At 71.8% G+C, this 19,750-nt stretch carries 17 protein-coding genes; 10 read left to right on the forward strand and 7 right to left on the reverse strand.

Annotated features, from left to right (window positions below):
• Positions 1-414: 414 nt before the first annotated feature.
• The gene (locus tag AB0F81_RS42500) at positions 415-690 is read right to left on the reverse strand and encodes a hypothetical protein (protein ID WP_360208081.1); all 276 of its coding nucleotides are present in this window, start codon (positions 688-690) and stop codon (positions 415-417) included.
• On the reverse strand, positions 687-1,397 hold the full coding sequence (locus tag AB0F81_RS42505) for a hypothetical protein (RefSeq protein ID WP_360208084.1): 711 nt from the start codon (positions 1,395-1,397) through the stop codon (positions 687-689). The genes AB0F81_RS42500 and AB0F81_RS42505 overlap by 4 nt, the downstream gene beginning before the upstream one ends.
• Before the next feature lie 314 nt (positions 1,398-1,711).
• Here AB0F81_RS42505 and AB0F81_RS42510 point away from each other — a divergent pair, with 314 nt between their 5' ends.
• A complete protein-coding gene (locus tag AB0F81_RS42510; protein ID WP_360208087.1) occupies positions 1,712-2,443 on the forward strand; it encodes a DinB family protein in 732 nt (243 codons plus the stop codon).
• 580 nt (positions 2,444-3,023) lie between these two features.
• Positions 3,024-3,152 (forward strand): hypothetical protein, encoded by a 129-nt coding sequence (locus AB0F81_RS42515; protein ID WP_360208090.1) that lies wholly within the window; start codon positions 3,024-3,026, stop codon positions 3,150-3,152.
• Positions 3,153-3,439: 287 nt separating this feature from the next.
• Here the strand turns inward: AB0F81_RS42515 and AB0F81_RS42520 are convergent, their stop codons facing one another.
• Positions 3,440-4,423 (reverse strand): stage II sporulation protein M, encoded by a 984-nt coding sequence (locus AB0F81_RS42520; protein ID WP_360208093.1) that lies wholly within the window; start codon positions 4,421-4,423, stop codon positions 3,440-3,442.
• 55 nt (positions 4,424-4,478) lie between these two features.
• On the opposite strand from AB0F81_RS42520, the gene AB0F81_RS42525 reads away from it, so the two are divergent.
• Together AB0F81_RS42525 and AB0F81_RS42530 are read left to right on the forward strand one after the other, a co-directional pair.
• The gene (locus AB0F81_RS42525) at positions 4,479-5,312 is read left to right on the forward strand and encodes an RDD family protein (RefSeq protein WP_360208096.1); all 834 of its coding nucleotides are present in this window, start codon (positions 4,479-4,481) and stop codon (positions 5,310-5,312) included.
• Between the two features lie 106 nt (positions 5,313-5,418).
• Entirely contained in the window at positions 5,419-7,041 is a 1,623-nt protein-coding gene (locus AB0F81_RS42530) for a methyl-accepting chemotaxis protein (RefSeq protein WP_360208099.1), read from the forward strand.
• Positions 7,042-7,096: 55 nt separating this feature from the next.
• On the opposite strand, the gene AB0F81_RS42535 is transcribed toward AB0F81_RS42530, so the two are convergent.
• Together AB0F81_RS42535 and AB0F81_RS42540 are read right to left on the reverse strand one after the other, a co-directional pair.
• Positions 7,097-11,971, reverse strand: a complete 4,875-nt coding sequence (locus AB0F81_RS42535) for a family 43 glycosylhydrolase (RefSeq protein ID WP_360208102.1) — start codon at positions 11,969-11,971, stop codon at positions 7,097-7,099.
• A complete protein-coding gene (locus AB0F81_RS42540) occupies positions 11,968-13,041 on the reverse strand; it encodes a TDT family transporter (RefSeq protein ID WP_360208105.1) in 1,074 nt (357 codons plus the stop codon). Before AB0F81_RS42540 ends, AB0F81_RS42535 begins: the two co-directional genes overlap by 4 nt.
• Before the next feature lie 93 nt (positions 13,042-13,134).
• Here AB0F81_RS42540 and AB0F81_RS42545 point away from each other — a divergent pair, with 93 nt between their 5' ends.
• The 3 genes from AB0F81_RS42545 to AB0F81_RS42555 are packed head-to-tail and all read left to right on the forward strand — an operon-like array spanning position 13,135 to position 15,321.
• Positions 13,135-14,046 (forward strand): LysR family transcriptional regulator, encoded by a 912-nt coding sequence (locus AB0F81_RS42545; protein ID WP_360208108.1) that lies wholly within the window; start codon positions 13,135-13,137, stop codon positions 14,044-14,046.
• A gap of 51 nt (positions 14,047-14,097) precedes the next feature.
• Entirely contained in the window at positions 14,098-14,754 is a 657-nt protein-coding gene (locus AB0F81_RS42550; protein ID WP_360208110.1) for a DivIVA domain-containing protein, read from the forward strand.
• A 45-nt stretch (positions 14,755-14,799) separates the two neighbouring features.
• Complete coding sequence (locus tag AB0F81_RS42555; protein ID WP_360208113.1) at positions 14,800-15,321, forward strand: hypothetical protein; 522 nt, start codon at positions 14,800-14,802, stop codon at positions 15,319-15,321.
• Here AB0F81_RS42555 and AB0F81_RS42560 read toward each other — a convergent pair.
• Positions 15,309-15,932 (reverse strand): TetR/AcrR family transcriptional regulator, encoded by a 624-nt coding sequence (locus AB0F81_RS42560; RefSeq protein WP_360208116.1) that lies wholly within the window; start codon positions 15,930-15,932, stop codon positions 15,309-15,311. The genes AB0F81_RS42555 and AB0F81_RS42560 overlap by 13 nt on opposite strands.
• A 638-nt stretch (positions 15,933-16,570) precedes the next feature.
• Here AB0F81_RS42560 and AB0F81_RS42565 point away from each other — a divergent pair.
• Entirely contained in the window at positions 16,571-16,918 is a 348-nt protein-coding gene (locus AB0F81_RS42565; protein WP_360208118.1) for a PadR family transcriptional regulator, read from the forward strand.
• Positions 16,915-18,306, forward strand: a complete 1,392-nt coding sequence (locus AB0F81_RS42570; RefSeq protein WP_360208120.1) for a hypothetical protein — start codon at positions 16,915-16,917, stop codon at positions 18,304-18,306. The genes AB0F81_RS42565 and AB0F81_RS42570 overlap by 4 nt, the downstream gene beginning before the upstream one ends.
• Here the strand turns inward: AB0F81_RS42570 and AB0F81_RS42575 are convergent.
• On the reverse strand, positions 18,291-19,211 hold the full coding sequence (locus tag AB0F81_RS42575; RefSeq protein WP_360208123.1) for an AraC family transcriptional regulator: 921 nt from the start codon (positions 19,209-19,211) through the stop codon (positions 18,291-18,293). The two genes, AB0F81_RS42570 and AB0F81_RS42575, sit on opposite strands and share 16 nt — an antisense overlap.
• Before the next feature lie 75 nt (positions 19,212-19,286).
• On the opposite strand from AB0F81_RS42575, the gene AB0F81_RS42580 reads away from it, so the two are divergent.
• The coding region (locus AB0F81_RS42580; RefSeq protein ID WP_360208125.1) for an alcohol dehydrogenase catalytic domain-containing protein at positions 19,287-19,750 on the forward strand (464 nt) is incomplete at its 3' end.

A 19,750-nucleotide genomic window follows, 5' to 3' on the forward strand; every position in this document is an offset into this window, starting at 1 on the left:
GCAGCGCGCAGAGAAGCGGTAACCCACCCGGACGCCGCGTGCTCCACGCGCAGCGTGGAGGGAATCTCCGTCCATTAGGGCGGAGAGGATGTCAAGTTAGGACCTGCCCCCGGTTGCGGCGCCTCTCGCTAGTCCAGATCGACTGCCGCATTCACCTGACTGCCGTGATCTGATGATGTTGGGCTTCGACGCACTGCTTGGCAGCGACCGCCTTCACGCTTGACCGGCCACCGAACCTGCAGTAGAGGCTGCGCGACCCGCGAACAGCGAACTGGACGCCGACGGCCAGCACGTGGAGGAAGAGGAGCAGGGCGATCAAATCGGAAAACGACCTGCCCGTGACGGTTCCGAGCCCGGCCGGTATGCCAGCCACCCCCGCTGAAGGGCCACCATCAGGCATTGCGCCTGCTCTGGTCAGGTCTTTCGGACGGCGCCGGTAAGTCCGGCGATGAAAAGCGCGGCGAAGGCCCAGGCGAGGGCTTGCAGGACCCGGCCGGCGGCGGTGATGGCTTGTCCGGCGGCGGTCGAGGTAGGCGCGCACAGCTCACGGGTGCCGGTCTTGAGCAGTGGGGTGCCCAAGTCGAGGCCGACGCCGATGTACTCCAGGGTGCTGCACGCGGTCCCGGGGGTGGCGGCGTGGCTGGTATGGGCCAGGCCACCGTTATGGCCGGCGACGATCGCGGCGGTCACGGAGACAAGAAGTACTGTGAGCGGCAGAATGACGGCGCGCCAGGGTTGGTAGCCGAAGCCGAGGGTCCGCTCGGTGATTTTGGCCCAATGCGGTCCGAGCCGGTGATGGCGCGGCGCTCGATTTGATGGCGTCGCTGGGCCATCAGGATGTCACGGACTTCGCGGTCTTGGCCGGCAGCACGGTACACAGCAGCCAATTGTTGGTACGGCTGAGTGGCGTAGTCGGGGGTGTGCTCGCGTATCAGCCACAGCCAATGGCGGTGTGACCCCGGCTTGGGGATTCCGGTGTAGGTGGCACCGTCAAGAGTGACCAGGGTTTCGGGTGGTAGATCGGTCGACCGGAGGCTGCCGGCGGCGAACAACAGTGTGCCGCCGATTCGGGTGTCAGCCAGCCGAATCATGCCCCTCACGTCGGCCCCGACGGCGGTGAATTCGTCGTGCAATAACATGTCATCAACGACGCGCGCGCCCGAGATCAGGGCGGGCCCGGCGGCGTTCTCCAGCCGTCCCTTCTCGAAGTTGAGCTGGCCGCCGATATGGGCACCGACCAGCCGGAGCGTGCCTAGGCCGCCCACCCCAGTGGCGGTGAAATCGCTGTTCAGGACCACACTTTGGTCCGTGCGCAGGTAGTCGGCGATCAGGGCGGGCCCGGTGGTGTTCTCCAGCCGCGCCCCGCTAAGGATCAGCTGGGCCGCCGAAGTTGTCATGCGGGTCGTCGAGCAAGCGCGAGATGAGAAGGCACATCGAGGACAAGGCCATCGACCACAGCGCCGTTCCGTTGTGCCACCAAGGACGACCTTCAGCCACGCACCCTCCCTCGACGGTGTCAGTCTGCCGTTCGCTCGGCTGATTTTGCTAAATGGTCGCTATTACTGCAGGTGACGCACTTGCCTGCATGCCGCCGAGAATGCATGATTCGGGCATTCTTGCGATGCCTCTATGCGGTGTTACACGGCACTCGCCAGGGATGGGCCGCATGTCCCGGGCCGGCATCTCTCTCCTCAGCCGTGATGATAGAGCGATGACGACGTATTCCAGCACGAGGGAGTTCGAGGGCGCGACCTTCGTCAAGGCCAGTTTCAAGGGCGCCACCCTGCGGTTCTCCGATGTCAGCGGTGTGACGATGCGTGGCGTTGACGTGGACGGACTCGACATCGACAGCCACGACCTGTTCTTCGGCAGCCTCTTCGTCAACGGGGTCGACGTGGTGCCGCTTGTGGATGCCGAGCTCAACCGGCAGTTCCCGGGACGGGAACTGCAGAAGGCACAGACGCCCGAGGGACTGCGCGAGGGTTGGGTCGCTGTGCAATCCGCGTGGCAGACGACGGTGGCGGGCACGCCGCCGGACCTGGTGGACGCCCACGTCGAAGACGAATGGTCCTTGGCTCAAACCCTGCGGCACCTGATCCTGGCGACCGACGCTTGGCTCCGCGGCGCGATCCTGCGGGTGCCACAGCCGTTCCACGAGATCGGCCAGATTTTCAGCGGTGCCGACGAGATGGGCTTCGATGTGTCGATTTTCCGTGTGGACCCGCCGACTTACGCGGAGATTCTCGAGGTGCGTGCCGAGCGACAGCGGCTGGTGGCCGATTTCCTGGCTACGGCCACCACGGAGCTACTCGCTGAGGAACGCGAGAACCCGTGGGGTGCCGGTGACTGGCGTCCCAGCGTTGGTGACTGCATTCGCGTGATCCTGGAGGAGGAATGGGCGCACCTGCGCTACATCCGACGGGATCTTGCTCGTCTGCGTTAGGCCAGAAGGATCCAGCCAGGATGAGCGTCCGCTGGGTACGCGCTGACCGGCCTCCCGGAGTGTGAGCTCTGTGGTGGCGGGTAGTTCGGGCATGGGGTCAATGGACGGGTCGGATACCGCTGCCGCCACGAGTACACCAGCGCTGGTCGGTCTCCGGGGGTGCGTCGCGCTCGGTTGACCGGTCGTGATCCCGCCTGATCGGAGACGTGATCGCGGCGGATGCGGAGCTGGCGGGCTCGCAGGATGCCGGCGACGGGGGAGTCAACAGTGGGAAGGGGAAGACATCCGGCGTCGCGTCGACTGTCGGTTGAGTGGAGGCCTACTCGTCCTGGCCGGGCCGCTTCGCCTCGGCGCCCGCCGGGAGGGCTCGGACTGTCAAGGTCCCGTTCCACGCCCGGTTCCAGATCTCGCAGTAACCGCCCAGAGCAGGCCTGACCAGCAATTCTGGCGTCGCTTTTGGGCCTCCTGCGAGGTTACGCGAGATCTTGCGCCGCAGATTCATCTCTTTACGTCGATACAGTCGCCACGGCCGGTTGGAGGTGGGCCGACCTGAGTGAATCGACCTGAGAAGGGAGGCGGAATGAAGCGAGTGATTGTCGCGGGCGTGCTGGCCCTGGCCTTCGCCGTGGCCGGGGTGCTGACCCCGGCCGCGGCCAGTGCCGATAGCGGCGCAACGACGCAGGGCTACGAGTGGGGTTTCGAGTGGTGACGCTCTGCATCGAGCCGTGACGTGCGGCGGGCGCCGTCCCAGGCGGGGTCCGCCGCCACACCCGGACATCGGCAAGTGCCCGATCCGTCCGGTGGCAGTCCTGCCGGCCACCCCACCGCGGAAGACTACCGGCGCGCGACGTCCTCTACTGCCGCTGAGAAGGCACAAAGGGCCCGGCCTATGCTCGCGCCCGGCCGAGTCGGCCGGCACTCGCTGTAGGCGCCGCCGACGACGCGCAGGGCTGCTTCGCCGTGACGCCGGTGGGGGTCGAAGGTTAAACGACAGGCTCAGGCGGTGGGTAGCTCGTAGCCGGTCTCCTCGTCGGCCTTGCGGCGGGACTGGGCGCCGCGGCCCAGCACCAGGGCGTAGGCCAGGAAGAGCAGCCAGACCAGCGCGCCGATGCCGATGCGCACGGACGGCGGCAGCGGGGACGGGGTCACATACGCCTCCAGCAGGCCGGCGACCAGCAACGTCGGCACCATGCCGACCGCGATCAGCATGCCGCTGCGGGCCCGGTCGGCCAGGGCCGCGCGGCGGGTGCGGGCCGGGCCGGGGGCGATCCAGGCCCAGCCGATGCGCAGGCCGACGCCGGCGCCGATGAACAGGCAGGTCAGCTCCAGCAGGCCGTGCGGGGTGATGTAGGTCAGGAAGGTGTCGCCGGCGTCGGCGGTGACCATCACGCCGCCGGTGACGCCCACGTTGAGCAGGTTCACGCCGAGCAGGTAGAAGACCGGGACCACCAGGACGCCGGCGGCGATGCACTGGGCGGTGAGCAGCGCGTTGTTCGTCCACACCTGGCCGGCGAAGTTCTGCGCCTGGTACTCGCTGTAGTAGCCGACGAAGTCCCGCTCGACCAGCCGGGTGATGTCCGCTTCGGACAGGAACAGCGATGCCACGTCGGGGTGGGCGGCGACATACCAGATCAGCACGCCGGCCAGGGTGGTCAGCACGGCCGACATGGCGAGCCACCACCAGCGGGTGCGGTACAGCTCGGCGGGGAACCGGTCGGTGAAGAAGTGCAGCGCCGGCCGCCAGGAGAGCCGGCCGCCGCGGTTGATCGCGGCGCGGCCGGCCAGCAGCCGGCGGGACAGGTCGGCCACCACCACCGGGTCGGGGGTACGGCTGCGGATCACCGACAGGTGGGTGGTGGCCCGTTGGTAGAGCACGACCAGCTCGTCGGCCTCGGCCGCGGTCAGCCGCCGCCGGCTCGCGAGCTGTTCCATCCGCTCCCACTCGCCGGCGCGTTCCAGCACGTACGCGTCGAGATCCACGGGCGTGAGCGTAGCCGCTGGCGCCGCGGCGGCGGGCATCGTGTTCACTGTCCGGGTGAACGCAACGCTGGTCAACGCCGAGGCGGTCGAGCTCGATCTGCGCCCGGCCCGGCTCGGCGCCCGGGCCCTGGCGCTGATCTTCGACATCGCCGCGCAGGCCGGCGTGGGTTTCGTGCTGTTCATCCTGGCCCTGATCAGCCTGTCGGTGCTGCCCGGTGACCTGGTCGACGACGCGCTGCTCGACACCGCGCTGCGGGTGCTGCTGATCGTGACGGTGCTCGGCTACCCGACGGTGGTGGAGACGCTCACGAATGGCCGCAGCCTGGGCAAGGCGATCGTCGGGTTGCGGGTGATCCGTGAGGACGGCGGCCCGATCCGGATGCGGCACGCGTTCACCCGGGCCCTGGTGGGACTGGCCGTCGAGTGGCCGGGCCTGCTGTTGCTGCCGCTCACCTGGGTGGTCAGCCTGGGCACGATGCTGTCGTCGGACCGGGGCCGCCGGCTCGGTGATCTGGCCGCCGGCACCCTGGTGGTGCACGTCCGCCGGCCGGCGCCGTGGGTGCCCGCCCCGATGATGCCGGCGGCGCTGGCCGGCTGGGCGTCGGTGGCCGACCTGTCCGGGGTCGGCGACGACCTGGCCCTGGCGGCCCGCCAGTTCCTGTCCCGCGCGCCCGGGTTCCGCGAGCCGGCCCTGAGCCGGCTGCGTGACGAGCTCGCCGCCGAGGTGTACGCCCGGGTGACGCCGCCCCCGCCACCCGGCACGCAGCCGTGGTTCCTGCTGGCCGCGGTGGTGGCCGAGCGGCGCCGCCGGGCGGAGGCGCAGCTGGCGACCGGGCGGGTGCTGACCGAGCGGATGCTGCCGGGTTTCGGGACCGGACGGTCCGGCTAGCGCGGAATCCTGGCGATTTGCGCTTTTCGGTTACATCGTGCGCTTCGATGGTATTCGCTGGTCCTCTAGGTGCTATGCGCGTCCAGGACGCTGAAGGAGTCCAGCGGTGACTGACGAAACCGGTGCGCGGTCCGGCCGCAACCTGTGGGGTGACCTGCCGGTGCTCGGCAAGGTCTTGTCGGGGGTGCTGGTCGCCGTGCTGGCCGCGGTGGTGGCCGGCATCGTCGGCATCTCCCAGCTCGCCGCGGTCGACGAGAAGGGCGGCGGCATCTTCGAACGCAACCTGGTTCCGTCCACCGAGCTGGCCGAGGTCGACGGCTACGTCAACGAGGTTCGCGGGACGATCCTGCGGCACGTGATCAGCACCGACGCGGCGGCGATGGCCGAGATGGACCAGGGGATCACCAGCTTCCGTGACCAGGTGGACGCCGCCTGGGCCCGCTACTCCGCCCGCGAGGCGACCAGTGAGAAGGCGGCCGCGCGCGACGAGTTCGAGACCGCGCTCGCCGAGATGCGCAAGCTCGCCAACGAGCAGGTGCTGCCGTTGAGCCGCGCCGGCCGGACGGCGGAGGCCGGCAAGATCGCCAACACCACGTACGACGAGTCCTTCGACCGGGTCAGCGAGGCGCTGACCGCCCTGGGCCAGATGGAGTCGGCGCAGGCCGAGCAGGCCGCGCACGATGCCGAGTCGACCTACCAGTCCGCTCGCACACTCCTGATCGTCTTCATCGTTCTCGGTGTGCTCCTCGCCCTGGCCGTCGGGTACGTTGCCGCCCGGTCGATCAGCGCCCGACTGTCCCGGGTGGTCGGGACGCTGCGCCAGGTCGAACAGGGTGACCTGACCGTCACCGCGGGCATGCGAACCCATGACGAGGTGGGTGAGCTCGCCACCGCCCTGGACTCCACCACTGCCCGGCTGCGCGAGATCATCGGGGGCCGGATGTCGCAGACCGCGGTGAGCCTGGCCGCGGCCGCCGAGGAGCTGTCGGTGGTCAGCGCCCAGCTGCAGGCCGGCGCCGGCGACGTGGCGGAGAAGGCCGGCACGGCGACCCGGGCCACCGAGGTGGTCAACGCCGGCGTGCAGGCGATCGCCGCCGGCGCCGACGAGATGAGCGCCTCGATCACCGAGATCGCCTCGAACGCGGGCCAGGCCGCCCAGGTCGCCCAGCGGGCGATGGGTGTCGCCAACCGCACCAACGCGCAGGTCGCCGAGCTGGGTACGGCGAGCGCCGAGATCGGCGAGGTGGTCAAGCTGATCACCAGCATCGCGGAGCAGACCAACCTGCTCGCCCTCAACGCCACGATCGAGGCGGCCCGCGCGGGCGAGCTGGGCAAGGGGTTCGCGGTGGTCGCCGGTGAGGTGAAGGAGCTGGCCCAGCAGACCGCCAAGGCCACCGAGGAGATCACCGCCCGGATCGGCGCGATCCAGAACTCCAGCACGGCGGCGGCCGCGGCGATCGAGGAGATCACCGAGGTGATCGGCAGCATCGGCGACTACACGACCACGATCGCCTCGGCGGTCGAGGAGCAGACCGCGACCACGGCCGAGATGAGCCGGTCGGTGGCGGAGGCGGCCGGCAACAGCGGTGACGTCGCCCAGACCGTCTCGGGTGTCGCCGACGTGGCGGCCGCGACCGCCGAGGGCGCGCGCACCACGCAGCAGGCCGCGGACGACCTCACCCGCCTGGCCACCGATCTCACCGACATCGTCGGCAGCTTCCGGCACTGAACCACCGGGCGGGCGCCACGGCTGCGGTAGGGGGCCGCAGCCGTGACGCCCGGGCTCACCGGATGCCGGCCCTCAGGCGTGGGGTCACGACGATCCCGCCGCCGTCGAGGCGGGCCGGCAGCGTCCGGGCCAGGTCGTAGACGACCTTTCCGGTACGGGCGTGCCAGACGGTCACGTCGATCCGGTCGCCGCCGCGCAGGTCGGTGACGGTGACCGCGAACCGGTAGCCGGCGGTCCCGTCGACCGTGCCGGTGCCGGTGTAGACCGCCGTGGTCAGCCCGGCCAGCGCCGGACCCTGGCTGGTCGAGACGAACTCCAGCCCGGGCGCCCGCAGCCAGGTGCTGCCCCCGGTCGCTCCGGCCCGGGCGGTGAACGCGAAGTCCGCCGTCCCGGACCATCCGGCCCCGGCCACCTGCCCGCTGCTCGGCACGTACGTCACCACGTACGGCATGGTGATCTGCCGGCTCGCGCCGTCGTCGTCGGTGACCGTGACGCGGGGCCGGAAGGCCCCGGCCGCCGGATAGGCGTGCCGGACCGTGCACGTGCCGGCGGCGATCGTGCCCGCCGCCGTGCTGCCGTCGCCCCACTCCGCGGCGCAGGTCAGCGCGTCGTTGCCGCCCGCGTCACGCACCGGCACGGTGAGGGTGACCGGCGTGCGGGTGGCGATCGGCGCGTTCGGCGCGGGCCGCCCGCCCGGTACGGTGGCGACCGGCTCGGCGTTGCCCACCGTGACGGTCGCGCTGTCGCTGCTGCCGCCGGCGGTCAGCGTGACCGTGTAGTCGCCGTCGTCCGTGCAGGTCACCGTGGTGCCCGGATCGTGCGGGTCGGCGAAGACGCAGGCCGCACCGGCGTCCACCCCGTCACTGGACCGATAGGTCCACGTCGCCCGGTTGGCCGCGTTGGACACCGCGCCGGTGAGCGCGATCGCCGCGCCCTCGCCGCCGGACACGTCCGCCCCGGCGGAGGCGACGGTGACCGGGTCGACGCTCTCCAGGGTCGGCACGACCGGCTCCAGGGAGCCGTCGGCGCGGAACCGCAGCCGGTCGATGGTGGTCTCGCGGTGCGTGCCGTCGCCGCCGGGTATGGCGAAGCGGTGGTAGGCGGTGTACCAGTCGTCGCTGCCCGGAACCCGCACCACCGAGTGGTGCCCGGTGCCGAGGATGCCGAGGGACGGGTCCTTCTGCAGGATCACGCCGGCCCGCTCGCTCCACGGGCCGAGCGGGGAAGCGCCGGTCGCGTACGCCACCCGGTAGTCCGGGCTGCGGGTGTCGTTCTCCGACCACATGAGGTAGTAGGTGCCGCCCCGCTTGATCACGAAGCTGCCCTCGTTGTAGCCGGCCGGCTGGTAGGTGCGCACCTGCGCCGGGTCGAACGACACCATGTCGTCGCCGAGCGGCACCTGGTACGAGCTCCCGTTGCCCCAGTACAGGTAGGACTTCCCGTCGTCGTCGGTGAAGACCGCCGGGTCGATCATCTGCCCGCTGTACGTGCCGGCCGGGACCAGCGGTTTCCCGAGGGCGTCGGTGAACGGCCCGGCGGGGGAGTCGGCGACCGCCACCCCGAGGTGTTTCCCGCCGGTGGGGCCGCCACCGCTGAAGTAGAAGTAGTACCTGCCGTTGCGTGACGCGATCGCCGGCGCCCAGGCGCTGTCGTCCGCCCACGAGACGTCCGGTCCCAGGTCGAGGATCACCCCGTGGTCGGTCCAGTTGACCAGGTCCTTCGAGGAGAACGCCTGGAACTTGGTGCCGGACCAGCCGGGGAATCCGTCGGTGGTGGCGTACATCCAGAAGGTGTCGCCGAAGACCGTGATGTTCGGGTCGGCATACAGGCCCGGCAGGACCGGGCTTCGCATCACCAGAGCGGCGACGGTCCAGGTCCGCTTCCGGCCGTCGGCTCCGGTGATCTCGTACGTGACCGGCGCGCTGAAGTCCCGCGCCGTGCCGGAGGCCGGGCTGATCGTCGCGCCCTCGGCCAGGGTGAACGCCGGGGCCAGTGACGTCAGGGCGGTGCCGGGGCGCACCGGCAGCCTGATCGTGGACGTGGCGTCGTCGACGATCGCGTCGACCTTCAGCTGCGGCAGGGCCACCCCGGCGACCCCGGCCGACTTCCCGGCCAGGGTCAGGATCTCGCCGGCGGACAGGGCGGTGTTGTAGATCCGGAAGTCGTCCACCTCACCGGCGAAGTTCGGGTCCGCCGCGTACAGCGACCGCCCCACGTAACCGCTGTACGGCTTGGACGCGTCGTACAGCTCGGACGGCTTCACGCTCACCCCGGTCGCGGTCGCCACCCGCACCCCGTTGAGATACATGACCGCGGTGTCGCCCTGCACCGTGACCGCCAGGTGCTGCCAGCTGCCGCCGGGCAGGGCGGTGGTGTGCGGCAGTTTCGACTCGGCCTGCCAGCTGCCCGTGGTGATCGCCGAGAAGAGCACCCCGCCGCCGTTGCGCGGGCTCGTGAAAAGGTATTTCGTGCTGTCCGGCCCGAGCCCGTAGATCCACTGGTTGGCGGTGGTGGAGGCGCTCCACCGGGCCCAGAGCGAGACGGTCACCTCCGAAGCGCCCTGGAGCACGCCGTTCGGAATGGTCACGTACGGCGAGTTCGCCCCACCGGCCATCGTGAACGAGCCGCCCTCGACCCCGGTGCCCCACGCCGGGGTCCGCTGATAGGCGCCGTCGAACCCGTTGCCCGACGAGTCCTTCGCGACCGTCCCCGAGCCTTCGTCGAACTGGTAGCGCAGCCGCAGGCCCGGCGCGGGCGGTGGCTGCTCGTAGCGGGCCGAGATCCGCTCGTGCTCGGCCGCCGTGACCGGCAGGACCGTGCCGTGCCGGGGCCGCGACGGCAGGCTGTACGACGTCTCCGGGGTCCAGACGCCGGAGTTCAGGTCGGTGGTGGAGAACGGCACGTAGCCGCGGCCGCCGTACTCGTCGATGAACAGGTACCACTTCTCCTCGGTGTTCGACTTGAAGACCAGCGGTCCCTCGCCCCGGCTGAGCGCGCCGGAGCCGATGCACTCGGCCACGAAGTCCCACTCCGGGTCGAGCAGGTCGGTGGCCTTCTCCTGGATCAGGAACTTGCTGCACGGCGAGCTGGACGAGTTGTTCCGCTCGTCCTTGGTGATCCGGTGGTAGACGCCGTCGTGCTCGATGATCGTCGAGTCGATCACCGAGTAGCCGGGGTCCTTCCACACCTTCGGCTCGCTGAACGTGTGGAAGTCGCGGGTGGTCGCGTACATCATCCGGTTGTAGGAGCTGCCGGTGTGGCCAGGGTCGTCGGCGGCATAGAGCTTCGAGGCCCAGAAGACCACGTAGGCGCCGAGGTTGCGCGAGTAGAAGGCTTCCGGCGCCCAGGTGTTGCCGGCGGTCTCCGGGGAGACCTGCACCAGGCGCTGGTCGGTCCAGGTGACCAGGTCGGTCGACTCCCACACCATGATCGACTTGCTGCCGGTGCGCTGCGCGGCGTCCCAGTCCCCGTTGCCGTGGATCTTGAGGTCGGTGGCGATCTGGTAGAACCTGTCGCCCTCCGGCGAGCGGATGATGAACGGGTCGCGCAGGCCGGTGGTGCCCTTCGTGGAGGTCAGCACCGGCTGCCCGTCGTTCACCTCGCGCCAGCGCAGCGGGTCGTTGCCGTCGCTCAGCGCGTGGTAGACCTGCTCGCCGTTGCGGTAGCCCTCACCGGTGAAGTAGCTGAACAGGTAACCGGCGTAGGGCTCCTTCTTCGGCAGCGGTGGCACGGTCGCGGTGAACTCGCGGGTGGCCGTGGCGCTGCCGGAGGTCACGGTCGCGGTCAGCACGACCTGCCGGGTGCCGCTCGCCGGCCGGTGCACCACCCCGGTGGGCGAGATGATCTCCGGGTCGCTGGACCGCCAGGTCGCGGTGGCCGGGAGCGTGAGGTTTCCGCGTACGTCGCCGAGGTTGTGCACGACGAGGGCTCGCGCCGCGGCTTCGGCGTTCTCCGCATCGCTTGCCTGCGCCCGTACGGAAATCGGGAAGCTCCTGGTGCCGGTGGCCGCACCGCGTTGGACGGTCGCGGTGAGGGTGGCTGGCGCGTCCGGCTCGCCCTGCGCCGGCCGGGTGATCCGGCCGGTGGCGGTGACGACCGTGGGATCGCTGCTGGCCCAGGTGATCGTGGTGCCGTTCGCGACCGTCCTCGGCAGTGTCAGGTCGGCGGTGAGGCCGCTGGTGTCGCCGAGGTCGAGGGCTGCGGTGTCGGCCGCGACCGCCTCGGCGTTCGACGGCGCGGCCAGCGCGGCCACCTCGCCGGCGGTGATCGCCCGGTCGTAGACCCGCACGTCGCGCATCCGGCCCTGGAAGTACCGGTCGCCGGCGTAGAGCGAACGGCCCAGGTAGTTCGCGCTGGTGGCGCCGCCGCCGATGGCGCTCGGCCGGATGCTGACGTTCTCGTTCGTGGCGACCGGCACACCGTCCTCGTAGAGCGTGCCGGTGGTGCCGCTCTGCGTGTAGGTGACGTGCTTCCACATGCCGCGGCCGAGGTTGTGCCCGTCGGCCGGGCGGGTGTTCTGCTCGCCGGTCCAGTTGCTGAGCGAGATCGACGTGCGGAAGCTGGTGCCGGTGGCGAACAGGTAGCCGTTGCCGTGCCCGGTGGCCGGGTCGGTGTTGCCGAAGCCGTAGAGGAAGTACGGGGTCGCCTGCGCCGGGTCGATCCGGACGTCGAAGGCCACGCTGACCTCGTCGAGGCCCTCGAGGACGTCGTCGGGCACCCGCACGTAGGTGTCCGTGCCGTTGAAGCCCAGTCCTTGCGCACCGGACCAGCCGGCCGTGCCGTGCACGGTGCCGTCGCGGCCGTGGCCGGAGGAGTCGGCCGCGACGGTTCCGGCGGTCTCGTCGAGTTTGTACCAGAGCAGGGGGCCGTCGGCGGGGGCGGCTGCGGTGAGCATGGGCAGGACGGCGATGAGCGCCAGCAGGGATCTCACGTTTCCAGAGTGTTAACGCTCACACGTCGGGAGTCAAGAACGTCTATCTCCGATGCGCGGTGCCGGCACAGCGCGGCCAGCGAGCGGGCGGCGACGATCGACCAGGCGGTGACCAGCACGGCGTACAGGGCCACCGCCAGGACCCGTAGCGTCGCCGAGCCGGTCTGCGCGGCCAGAGCCGACGTGCCGGTCACGCAGGTGCCCACTGGGAAGGTGAACGACCACCAGGCCGGCGAGAACGGCAGGTGGGCGCGCACGGCACGCCACGTCACGGCCGCCGCCAGGCAGGCCCAGAGCAGAGCGAAACCCCAGAGAGGTACGCCGAGCACCACCCCGAAAGCAGCCAGGGCGCCGGCGTGGGGCGCGGGAAGGGCATGGGTGGCCGCGGCACCGAGCAGGTTGGCAGCGGTGACCGCCTGGCCGAGTGGGCCGAGCACGATCCACAGCGTGGGCACCGCGCGGTTCGGGCCGGCCGTGCCGGTGGTGAGCTCCTGCCAGATCTGCGTGATCAGCACGAGCGCCGCGATCAGGCTGATCCCGAACATCGCGTAGCAGGCGAGCAGCAGCGCCAGCCGCGGCTCGCCGGCCGGGGTGTGCGGGACCAGCAGGGCGCCGCCCGCGGCTGAGACCATCGGCGGCACCACCGGGATCAGCCAGGTCGGCGCCGGCCGGTCGCTGCCCGGCCGGGTGAACCGCAGGTACGGCACGGCGACCGTGGTGACGAGCCCGCACACCGTGCCGGCGGTCCACAGCACCCAGGCGACGGCCACCCCGAAGCCGTCCGGCCCGAGCAGCAGCGCGCCGGTGCCGACAGTCAGCAGGGCCATCGCCAGAGCGCCGTAGAAGCCGGCCATCACCGGGTCGGCCAGATGCGCGCGGGCGATCCGCGGGTGATGGCGCCACTGGCGCACCAGCGCGGTCCCGAGAACGGCCAGCAGGGTGGCGGCGAGCAGCCAGAACGCGGTGGCGAACGGGCGCAGGCCGGAGACCGGCAGGGACACCGCTGCGGTCGCGACGATGCCGGTGCCCATGACGGCGGTGAACCAGTTGGGGGCCAGGTGTCTGCTCACCGTTCCACGATCTTGCTCGCGGCCCGCACCCGGTAGCGGGGCCGCTGTTGTGGTGTCACAAAGAGCGTTTGTGGCCCCGTACCATGACCGGTTGTGACCCTGAGCCCGCGCATGCCGGACCTGCCCGCCCTGGAGATCCTGCTCGCGGTGGCGCGGACCGGCAGCCTCAGCGCTGCCGGCCGCGAGGCCGGCCTCACCCAGCAGGCGGTCTCCGCACGGCTCGCCGCCCTGGAGACCCGCACCGGGGTACGGCTCGCCTCCCGCACGCCGCGCGGCACCCGGCTCACCGAGCAGGGCGCGGTGGTCGCCCAGTGGGCCGACCGGCTGCTGCGGCTAGCCGCCGAGGTCGACGCGGGGCTCGCCGCGCTGCGGGACGACAGTCGCAGCACGCTGCGGGTCAGCGCCAGCCTCACCGTCGCCGAGCACCTGCTGCCCGGGTGGCTGGTCAGCCTGCACGCCGACGCGGCCCGGCGGGGTGAGACGCCGATCCGGGTCGTGCTCACCGCCACCAACAGCGACCACGCCGTCGAGCAGGTGCGCGACGGGGCCGCCGACCTCGGGTTCATCGAGGGACCGACCGTTCCGGCGGGCCTGCGCAGCCGGGTGGTCGGCCACGACGACCTGGTCGTGGTCGTGCCGCCCGGCCACCCGTGGACCCGCCGCCGGACCGGGGTGACCGCGGCCGAACTGGCCGGAACGCCGCTGGTCACCCGCGAGTCCGGATCCGGCACGCGCGACTCGCTCACCGCCGCGCTCGGCGACCTGGCACAGGTGCCGCCGGCCCTGGAACTCTCCACCGCCGCCGCGGTGCGCGCCGCCGTCCTCGCCGGCGCGGCCCCCGCGGTGGTGAGCCGCCTTGCCGCCGGTGACGACCTGCGCACCGGGCGACTGCGGGAGATTCCCGTCGCCGGCCTCTACCTGCGGCGTGAGCTGCGGGCCATCTGGTCCGGGCCGCGCGTGCCGCCCGCCGGGGCGGTCCGCACACTGCTCGGGCACATCGGGTGATGGCGCGGACCGCGTAGGCTCGTCCTCTGATCCGACGAATCGAGGAGCAGGATGCCGCTGACGCCCGCAGACATCCACAACGTGGCCTTCAAGAAGCCCCCGATGGGCAAACGAGGCTACGGCGAGGAGGAGGTGGACGCCTTCCTCGACGAAGCCGAGCAGGAGATGATCCGCCTCCTGGAGGACAACGCGGCCCTCAAGGACGAGCTCCGGCGCGGCGCCGACCCGTCCTCGACCGTCGTCCTCGACAACGAGATGGCCGGCCTCGCCGCCCAGCTGGACCGGCTCGTCGCCGCCCGCGACCGGGCCGAGCAGCACGCCCGCAGCCTGCAGGCCGAGCTCGAGAACGCCCGCCGCCAGCCACCCCCGGCGCCCGCCCCCACCGGCGGCGACGAGCGGGTGCTGATGATGGCCCAGCGCACCGCCGACGAATACCTGCGCGACGCCGAGCGTGAGTCCGGCGACGTGCTGGCCGGCGCGAACGAGCAGGCCGACCAGATGGTCAGCGACGCCCGGCTGCGCGCCACCACGATCGAGGGCGACGCCCAGCGCAACCACGCCAAGGCGATGGAGGAGCTGGCCACCGGCCGCGCCGACATGCTGGACGAGATCGACCGGCTGGGGCGGTTCGCCCGCACCTACCAGGAGGCGTTGCAGCAGCACGTCGTCGCACAGCTGCGCGAGGCGGACAACACGCCGGAGCTCTGACAGCGCGCCGCTCAGCCACTACAGCCGGTCGGTTACGGTCGCGGCATGGAGATCCCGGGACTCGGCACCTTCGAGAAGGACGACGACCTCGGTTGGCACTACGGTCCGCCGACGACCGTCGAGGTGCTCGGGGCGGCGCGCTGCCGCATCGTCCTCGACGGCTATGACGACGACGATGCCCCGGAGGACTTCCACGCGGCGATCCGCCGGTTTCTCGCGCTGGACCGGTCAGCGCTGGAGGCCGCCGCTCCCGCGATCTACGCCTACTACCGCGACGTGACGGAGCAGGTGTCCGACGACGGCCGCGTCGAGATCGACGGGCCGCACGACGTCCTCGACCACGTCCGGCCGGGGCAGGAACCCGTCGTCAGCCGGGATTCCCACGGCGACCGGCACGTCTACGTCTCGGTCGAGTGCAACTGCGACTGGGAACCCGAGCACGGCCTGCAGATCGTCTTCCGGGACGGTGCCACGGTGACCAAGGTCGGCCCGTACGACGGGCACCTCACGAATGCGGCGGCCTTCGCCGACCCGAGCCTCGACGGTGTCGTCTATCACGGCCGCTGAGGCCGGCGGAGACCCGGAGTGCGGGCGTCCAGGGCGCCGCGCAGGAAGAGGTCGACGATCTGTGTGGCCGGAAGCGGGGACCGGTCGGGCCGCGCCCTGCTGACGATCAGGGCGATGAAGGCCTCCGCGAGGGCGTCAGCGGGAAAGCGCAGCTGTGGCGCGTGCGGCTCCAGCAACCTCGCGACGGCTTGCCGGAACTCGGGCACTCCGCCGAACGAACCGAGATCCTCCTGACGGCCGGACCGGTGCGCTTCCGCCGTGCCGAATCCGGCATACAGGTCGGCGAGATTGCGACGGACCCGGCGGTAGTAGGCGTCGATGATGTCGATCACCTCGGCGAGGCGCGCCGCGAGCGGCTGATCCGCGCGGATTTCCGCGACTCTCCGCAGTTCCTCGGCGGAGTCGACGGCAGCGCCCACGTCGTCCACGAGCGACGCGAAGCACGCCTGCTCGACCGCCTCCCGATCGGCGAAGACAGCCAGAAGATCGGCTTCACCGACCCCGGCCGCGGCGGCGATCTGTGCCGTGGTCAGCGAGTGGAGCTCCGCCATGAGGGGCAGTGCCGCCCGCACGATGGTCCGGCGAAGCTGCTTCGACTCCACTTCGGTCATCAGCCCTCCTCGGCCGGCCGTCATCCACGCTACGAGGGGACGGCAACCAGCAGCTCCTCTTCGCCGGGAGCCCGAGCGCACCGCCGACCGCTGACCATGTTGCGGAGGTCGTGCCGATTTGCGCCCACCGGAGACGCGCGCTGTCGAGCAGTGCTGTTCGGGCGGCGCTGGTGGTCAGCTCGTGTGGTGGGCTGTCGTGTAGTGCTGTTGTGGCGGGGTTGGGGCGGCGCTGGTGGTCAGCTCGTGTGGTGGGCTGTCGTGTAGTGCTGTGGTGGCGGGGTTGGGGCGGCGCTGGTGGTCGGCTGGTGTGGTGGGCTGTCGTGTAGTGCTGTGGTGGAGCCGTTGAGGCAGCGCGGACCGTCAGCCGGTGTGCAGCGAAGGCCGCACGATCGACGCGGTGCCCTTGCGCGCGGAACATCGTCGAGCACGGACTCCGGCAGACGCCATAGGCCCACAGATGTCCCCACCTGCGACAGCGGGTGCACGCAGGCCGCTGCAGGGCGGCATTGGGTCCTGGACCGCAGCCCCGGATCGGCCGCTGGGCTGAGCGGTTGGGTAGCGGTAGGCAGGGGAGCGCGCTGAGGGCGTACCGAATCGGGGTTTGACCTTATAGTCAGATCATCTTTATATTGGCGGCCATGGTCGCATCCATGCGTGAGCCCACCTTCTGGATCCTCACCGCTCTAGCTCCCGAACCCCGGCACGGCTACGGGGTGATCCAAGAGGTCACCCGCCTGTCCGACGGCCGGGTCACCCTGCAGGCAGGCACCCTCTACGCCGCGCTGGACCGGCTGGCCGCGCTCGGCCTCGTCGAAGCGGACCGGGAGGAGGTCGTGGACGGGCGACCGCGACGCTACTACCGGCTCACCAGCGAGGGGGCGTCGGCGCTGGACGCCGAGACCGAACGCCTGCGGGCGAGCGTGGACGCCGCCACCGCCCAACTGGCCGCGCGCCGGCGGTTCGGCCTCGGGCCGGTGTCGTCGTGACCGCGCGGCTGGCACGGCGCTATCGGTGGCTGCTGCGCTGCTACCCGCCCGGGCCGCGGCGTGCGGAGATGCTCGGCACGCTGCTCGAATGCGCCCCGCCGGACCGGGCCCGGCCGACCTGGCGCGAGGCCGTCAATCTGGTGCGCTTCGGCCTGCGGGCGCGGCTGGGGCGCCCGGCAGGCACCGCGATCGTGGTCCTCGCCGCCCTGGTCTCGCTGGCTTCCGGGCTGCTCGGCGCGGCGGGCGCGGCCCGGCTGGGCTGGGAGTTCGCGCCGAGCCTGCCGGTTGCGGACGAGCTGAAGGCGACCGTCTTCCCCGGGCTGCACGTCTGGGGCGGCGGCGACGCGGAGCCGTTCGTGCCGAGCGCCGACGGGGAGACCACCGAGTTCGGGTACGCCGACTACTGGGTCGACCACACCGGCGCCACCCAGGACGTGCGGGCCTACGCGGAGGGCGCCCGGGACCGGCTGGCCGCGGCCGGCTGGGACATCCGGGGTGCGCTCACCGTCGAGGAGGACCGGTCGAGCGAACCGGTCAGCGCGGAGGCCGGCTTCTGGGCGACGACCGACGGGCTGGTGCTGGAGTTCAGCGCCGTCCACTGGGAGGGCCGCGCCTGGTACGACTCGGACGGCGCCGCCAGCTTCACCCTCTCCCGGTCGGCGCCGGGGTGGCTGACGGTCGTCGCGGTGGCCGGGGGACTGATCGGCGCGCTGGCCGGGTGGCTGCTCACCGGCTGGGCGAGCCGCCGCAGCGAGGGCCACGAGTTCCGCAGCGCCGCGGCCGGCGCGATGGCCTGGATGACCGTGCTGCTGACGCTGTTCGCGGCGCTGCTCGGCGGCCTCTGGTCGTGGGATCCGGAGCGCCCCGGCGACGAGGTGGTCTGGCTCGGCCTGCGGGTGCTCACCGGCGAGGCGGGCGTGGTGATCGCCGGCCTGGCGCTGCTGGCACTGGCCGCGGCCCGGCTGCGCGCGGTGATCCCGGCCGTGGTGGTGCTCGCCGGCGTGGTCGCCGCGACCGGCTGGAACTCCGCGGCGATCGCCTCCTGCACACCGGTCGGACCGCCCGCGGACCCGCCGGCGTCGAGTGTGGAACACAGCCGGGTGGCCCGGGTCTACGTCGCTCAGGACGCCACCGCCGAGCAGCGCAACCTCGCGGAGGCGGCGATCGGCCGGGTGTGGGGCACCCGGGGCTGGTCGTTCCACTACGACCCGACCGACGCGGAGTACCGGGACGCCTACTGCGGCGGCGGCCGGCTCACCGGGGACTCCGGGATGCGGGTGCCGTACTTCTGGGAGATCGAGATGTCCAGCCCGGGAGTGTTCCCGGCGCTGGACGCCGAGGTGGCGCACCTGCCGGGGATCGTGGCGGTGCGTCACGCCGCGAGCTGACGGCGGTAGCGGCCCGGCGCCACCCCGAAGCGGCGCTTGAACGCCGCCGCGAAGGCGAACTCCGACGCGTACCCCACCTGGCCGGCGATCGCGCCGAGCGTGGTGTCGGTGCGCCGCAGCAGCCCGGCCGCCACGGTCAGCCGCCACCAGGTCAGATAGCTCATCGGCGGCTGACCGAGCAGGTCGGCGAACCGGCGGGCGAACGGCGCCCGCGACAGCCCGCCCTCGGCGGCGAGCGCGGCCACCGTCCACGGCCGGCCCGGCTCCCGGTGGATGGCCCGCAGCGCGGCGCCGGTCACCGGGTCGGCCAGCGCGGCGGCCCACCCGGTCGGGTGTTCGCCGGTCAGCGAGGTGCGCAGCAGGTAGACCAGCATGGTGTCGAGCAGCGCCGGGACCAGCGCCTCGGCGCCGGGCCCCGGCTCGGTCAGCTCGGCGGCGAGCAGGTCGACGGTGGCGCGCAGGTGCGGGTGCCGGCCCCACTGCGCCGGGACGTGGATCAGGTCGGGCAGGTCCCGGATCAGCGGGTGGACCAGGCCGGCGTCCAGCTCGTAGGCGCCGCACAGCGTCACCGTCGCCTCCCCGGTGCCGGGTGAGCCGACACTCGCGTACGCCGGCAGGTCACCCATCTCGGCCGGGTCGCAGGCCGGGGTGACCGGCCGCGTGCCCGGCGAGTCGGCCAGCACGTGCCCGTCGCCGTGCGGCCGGAACACGATGTCGCCCGCGGCGAGCGTCAGCGGCTGCGCGCCGGGCCGCAGCAGCCGGCACGAGCCGCGCAGCACCACGTGGAAGCCGGCCGCGCCGGGCACGGCCGCGAACTCCTGCGCCCACGGCGCGTGCCACACCACCTGCGCGGACCGGGCACGGCCGGTCCGCAACACCGCGAGCACGTCGCTCAGCACATCCATGAGCGAGACGCTCGCACATAAAACCAGGACCATCAAGCATTCATCGTCCTGAGCAGGCTGCTTACGGTGAGTGGCATGAGAGCGATGCGCATGCATGCGTACGGGGGACCCGACGTGATCCGCGACGACCGGACCGACCTGCCCGCACCCGGACCCGGTGAGGTGCTGCTGCGGGTGGCCGCGACCAGCTTCAACCCGTCCGAGGCCGGACTACGGCAGGGCCTGCTGCGGGCCGTCGTTCCGGTCGTCCTGCCGTACACGATGGGTCTGGATGTGGCCGGGACCGTGGTGGCCGCCGGCCCGGCTGTCCGCGTGCCGGCCGTCGGTGACCGGGTGGCCGGCCGGCTCGACGGCGGAGCCGCGGTCGACTACGCGCTCGCCCCAGCCGACGTGCTGGTCCGCGTCCCGGCCGGGGTCGCCCTCGAGGACGCCGCCGCCCTGCCGATCGCCGGGCTCACCGCCTGGCAGGCCGTCGTCGAGCACGCGGCGGTGACGGCCGGGCAGCGCGTGCTGGTCAACGGGATCGGGGCCGTCGGGCG

Origin of the sequence: Actinoplanes sp. NPDC024001, assembly GCF_040638955.1 — a bacterium.
Lineage (GTDB): Bacteria > Actinomycetota > Actinomycetes > Mycobacteriales > Micromonosporaceae > Actinoplanes.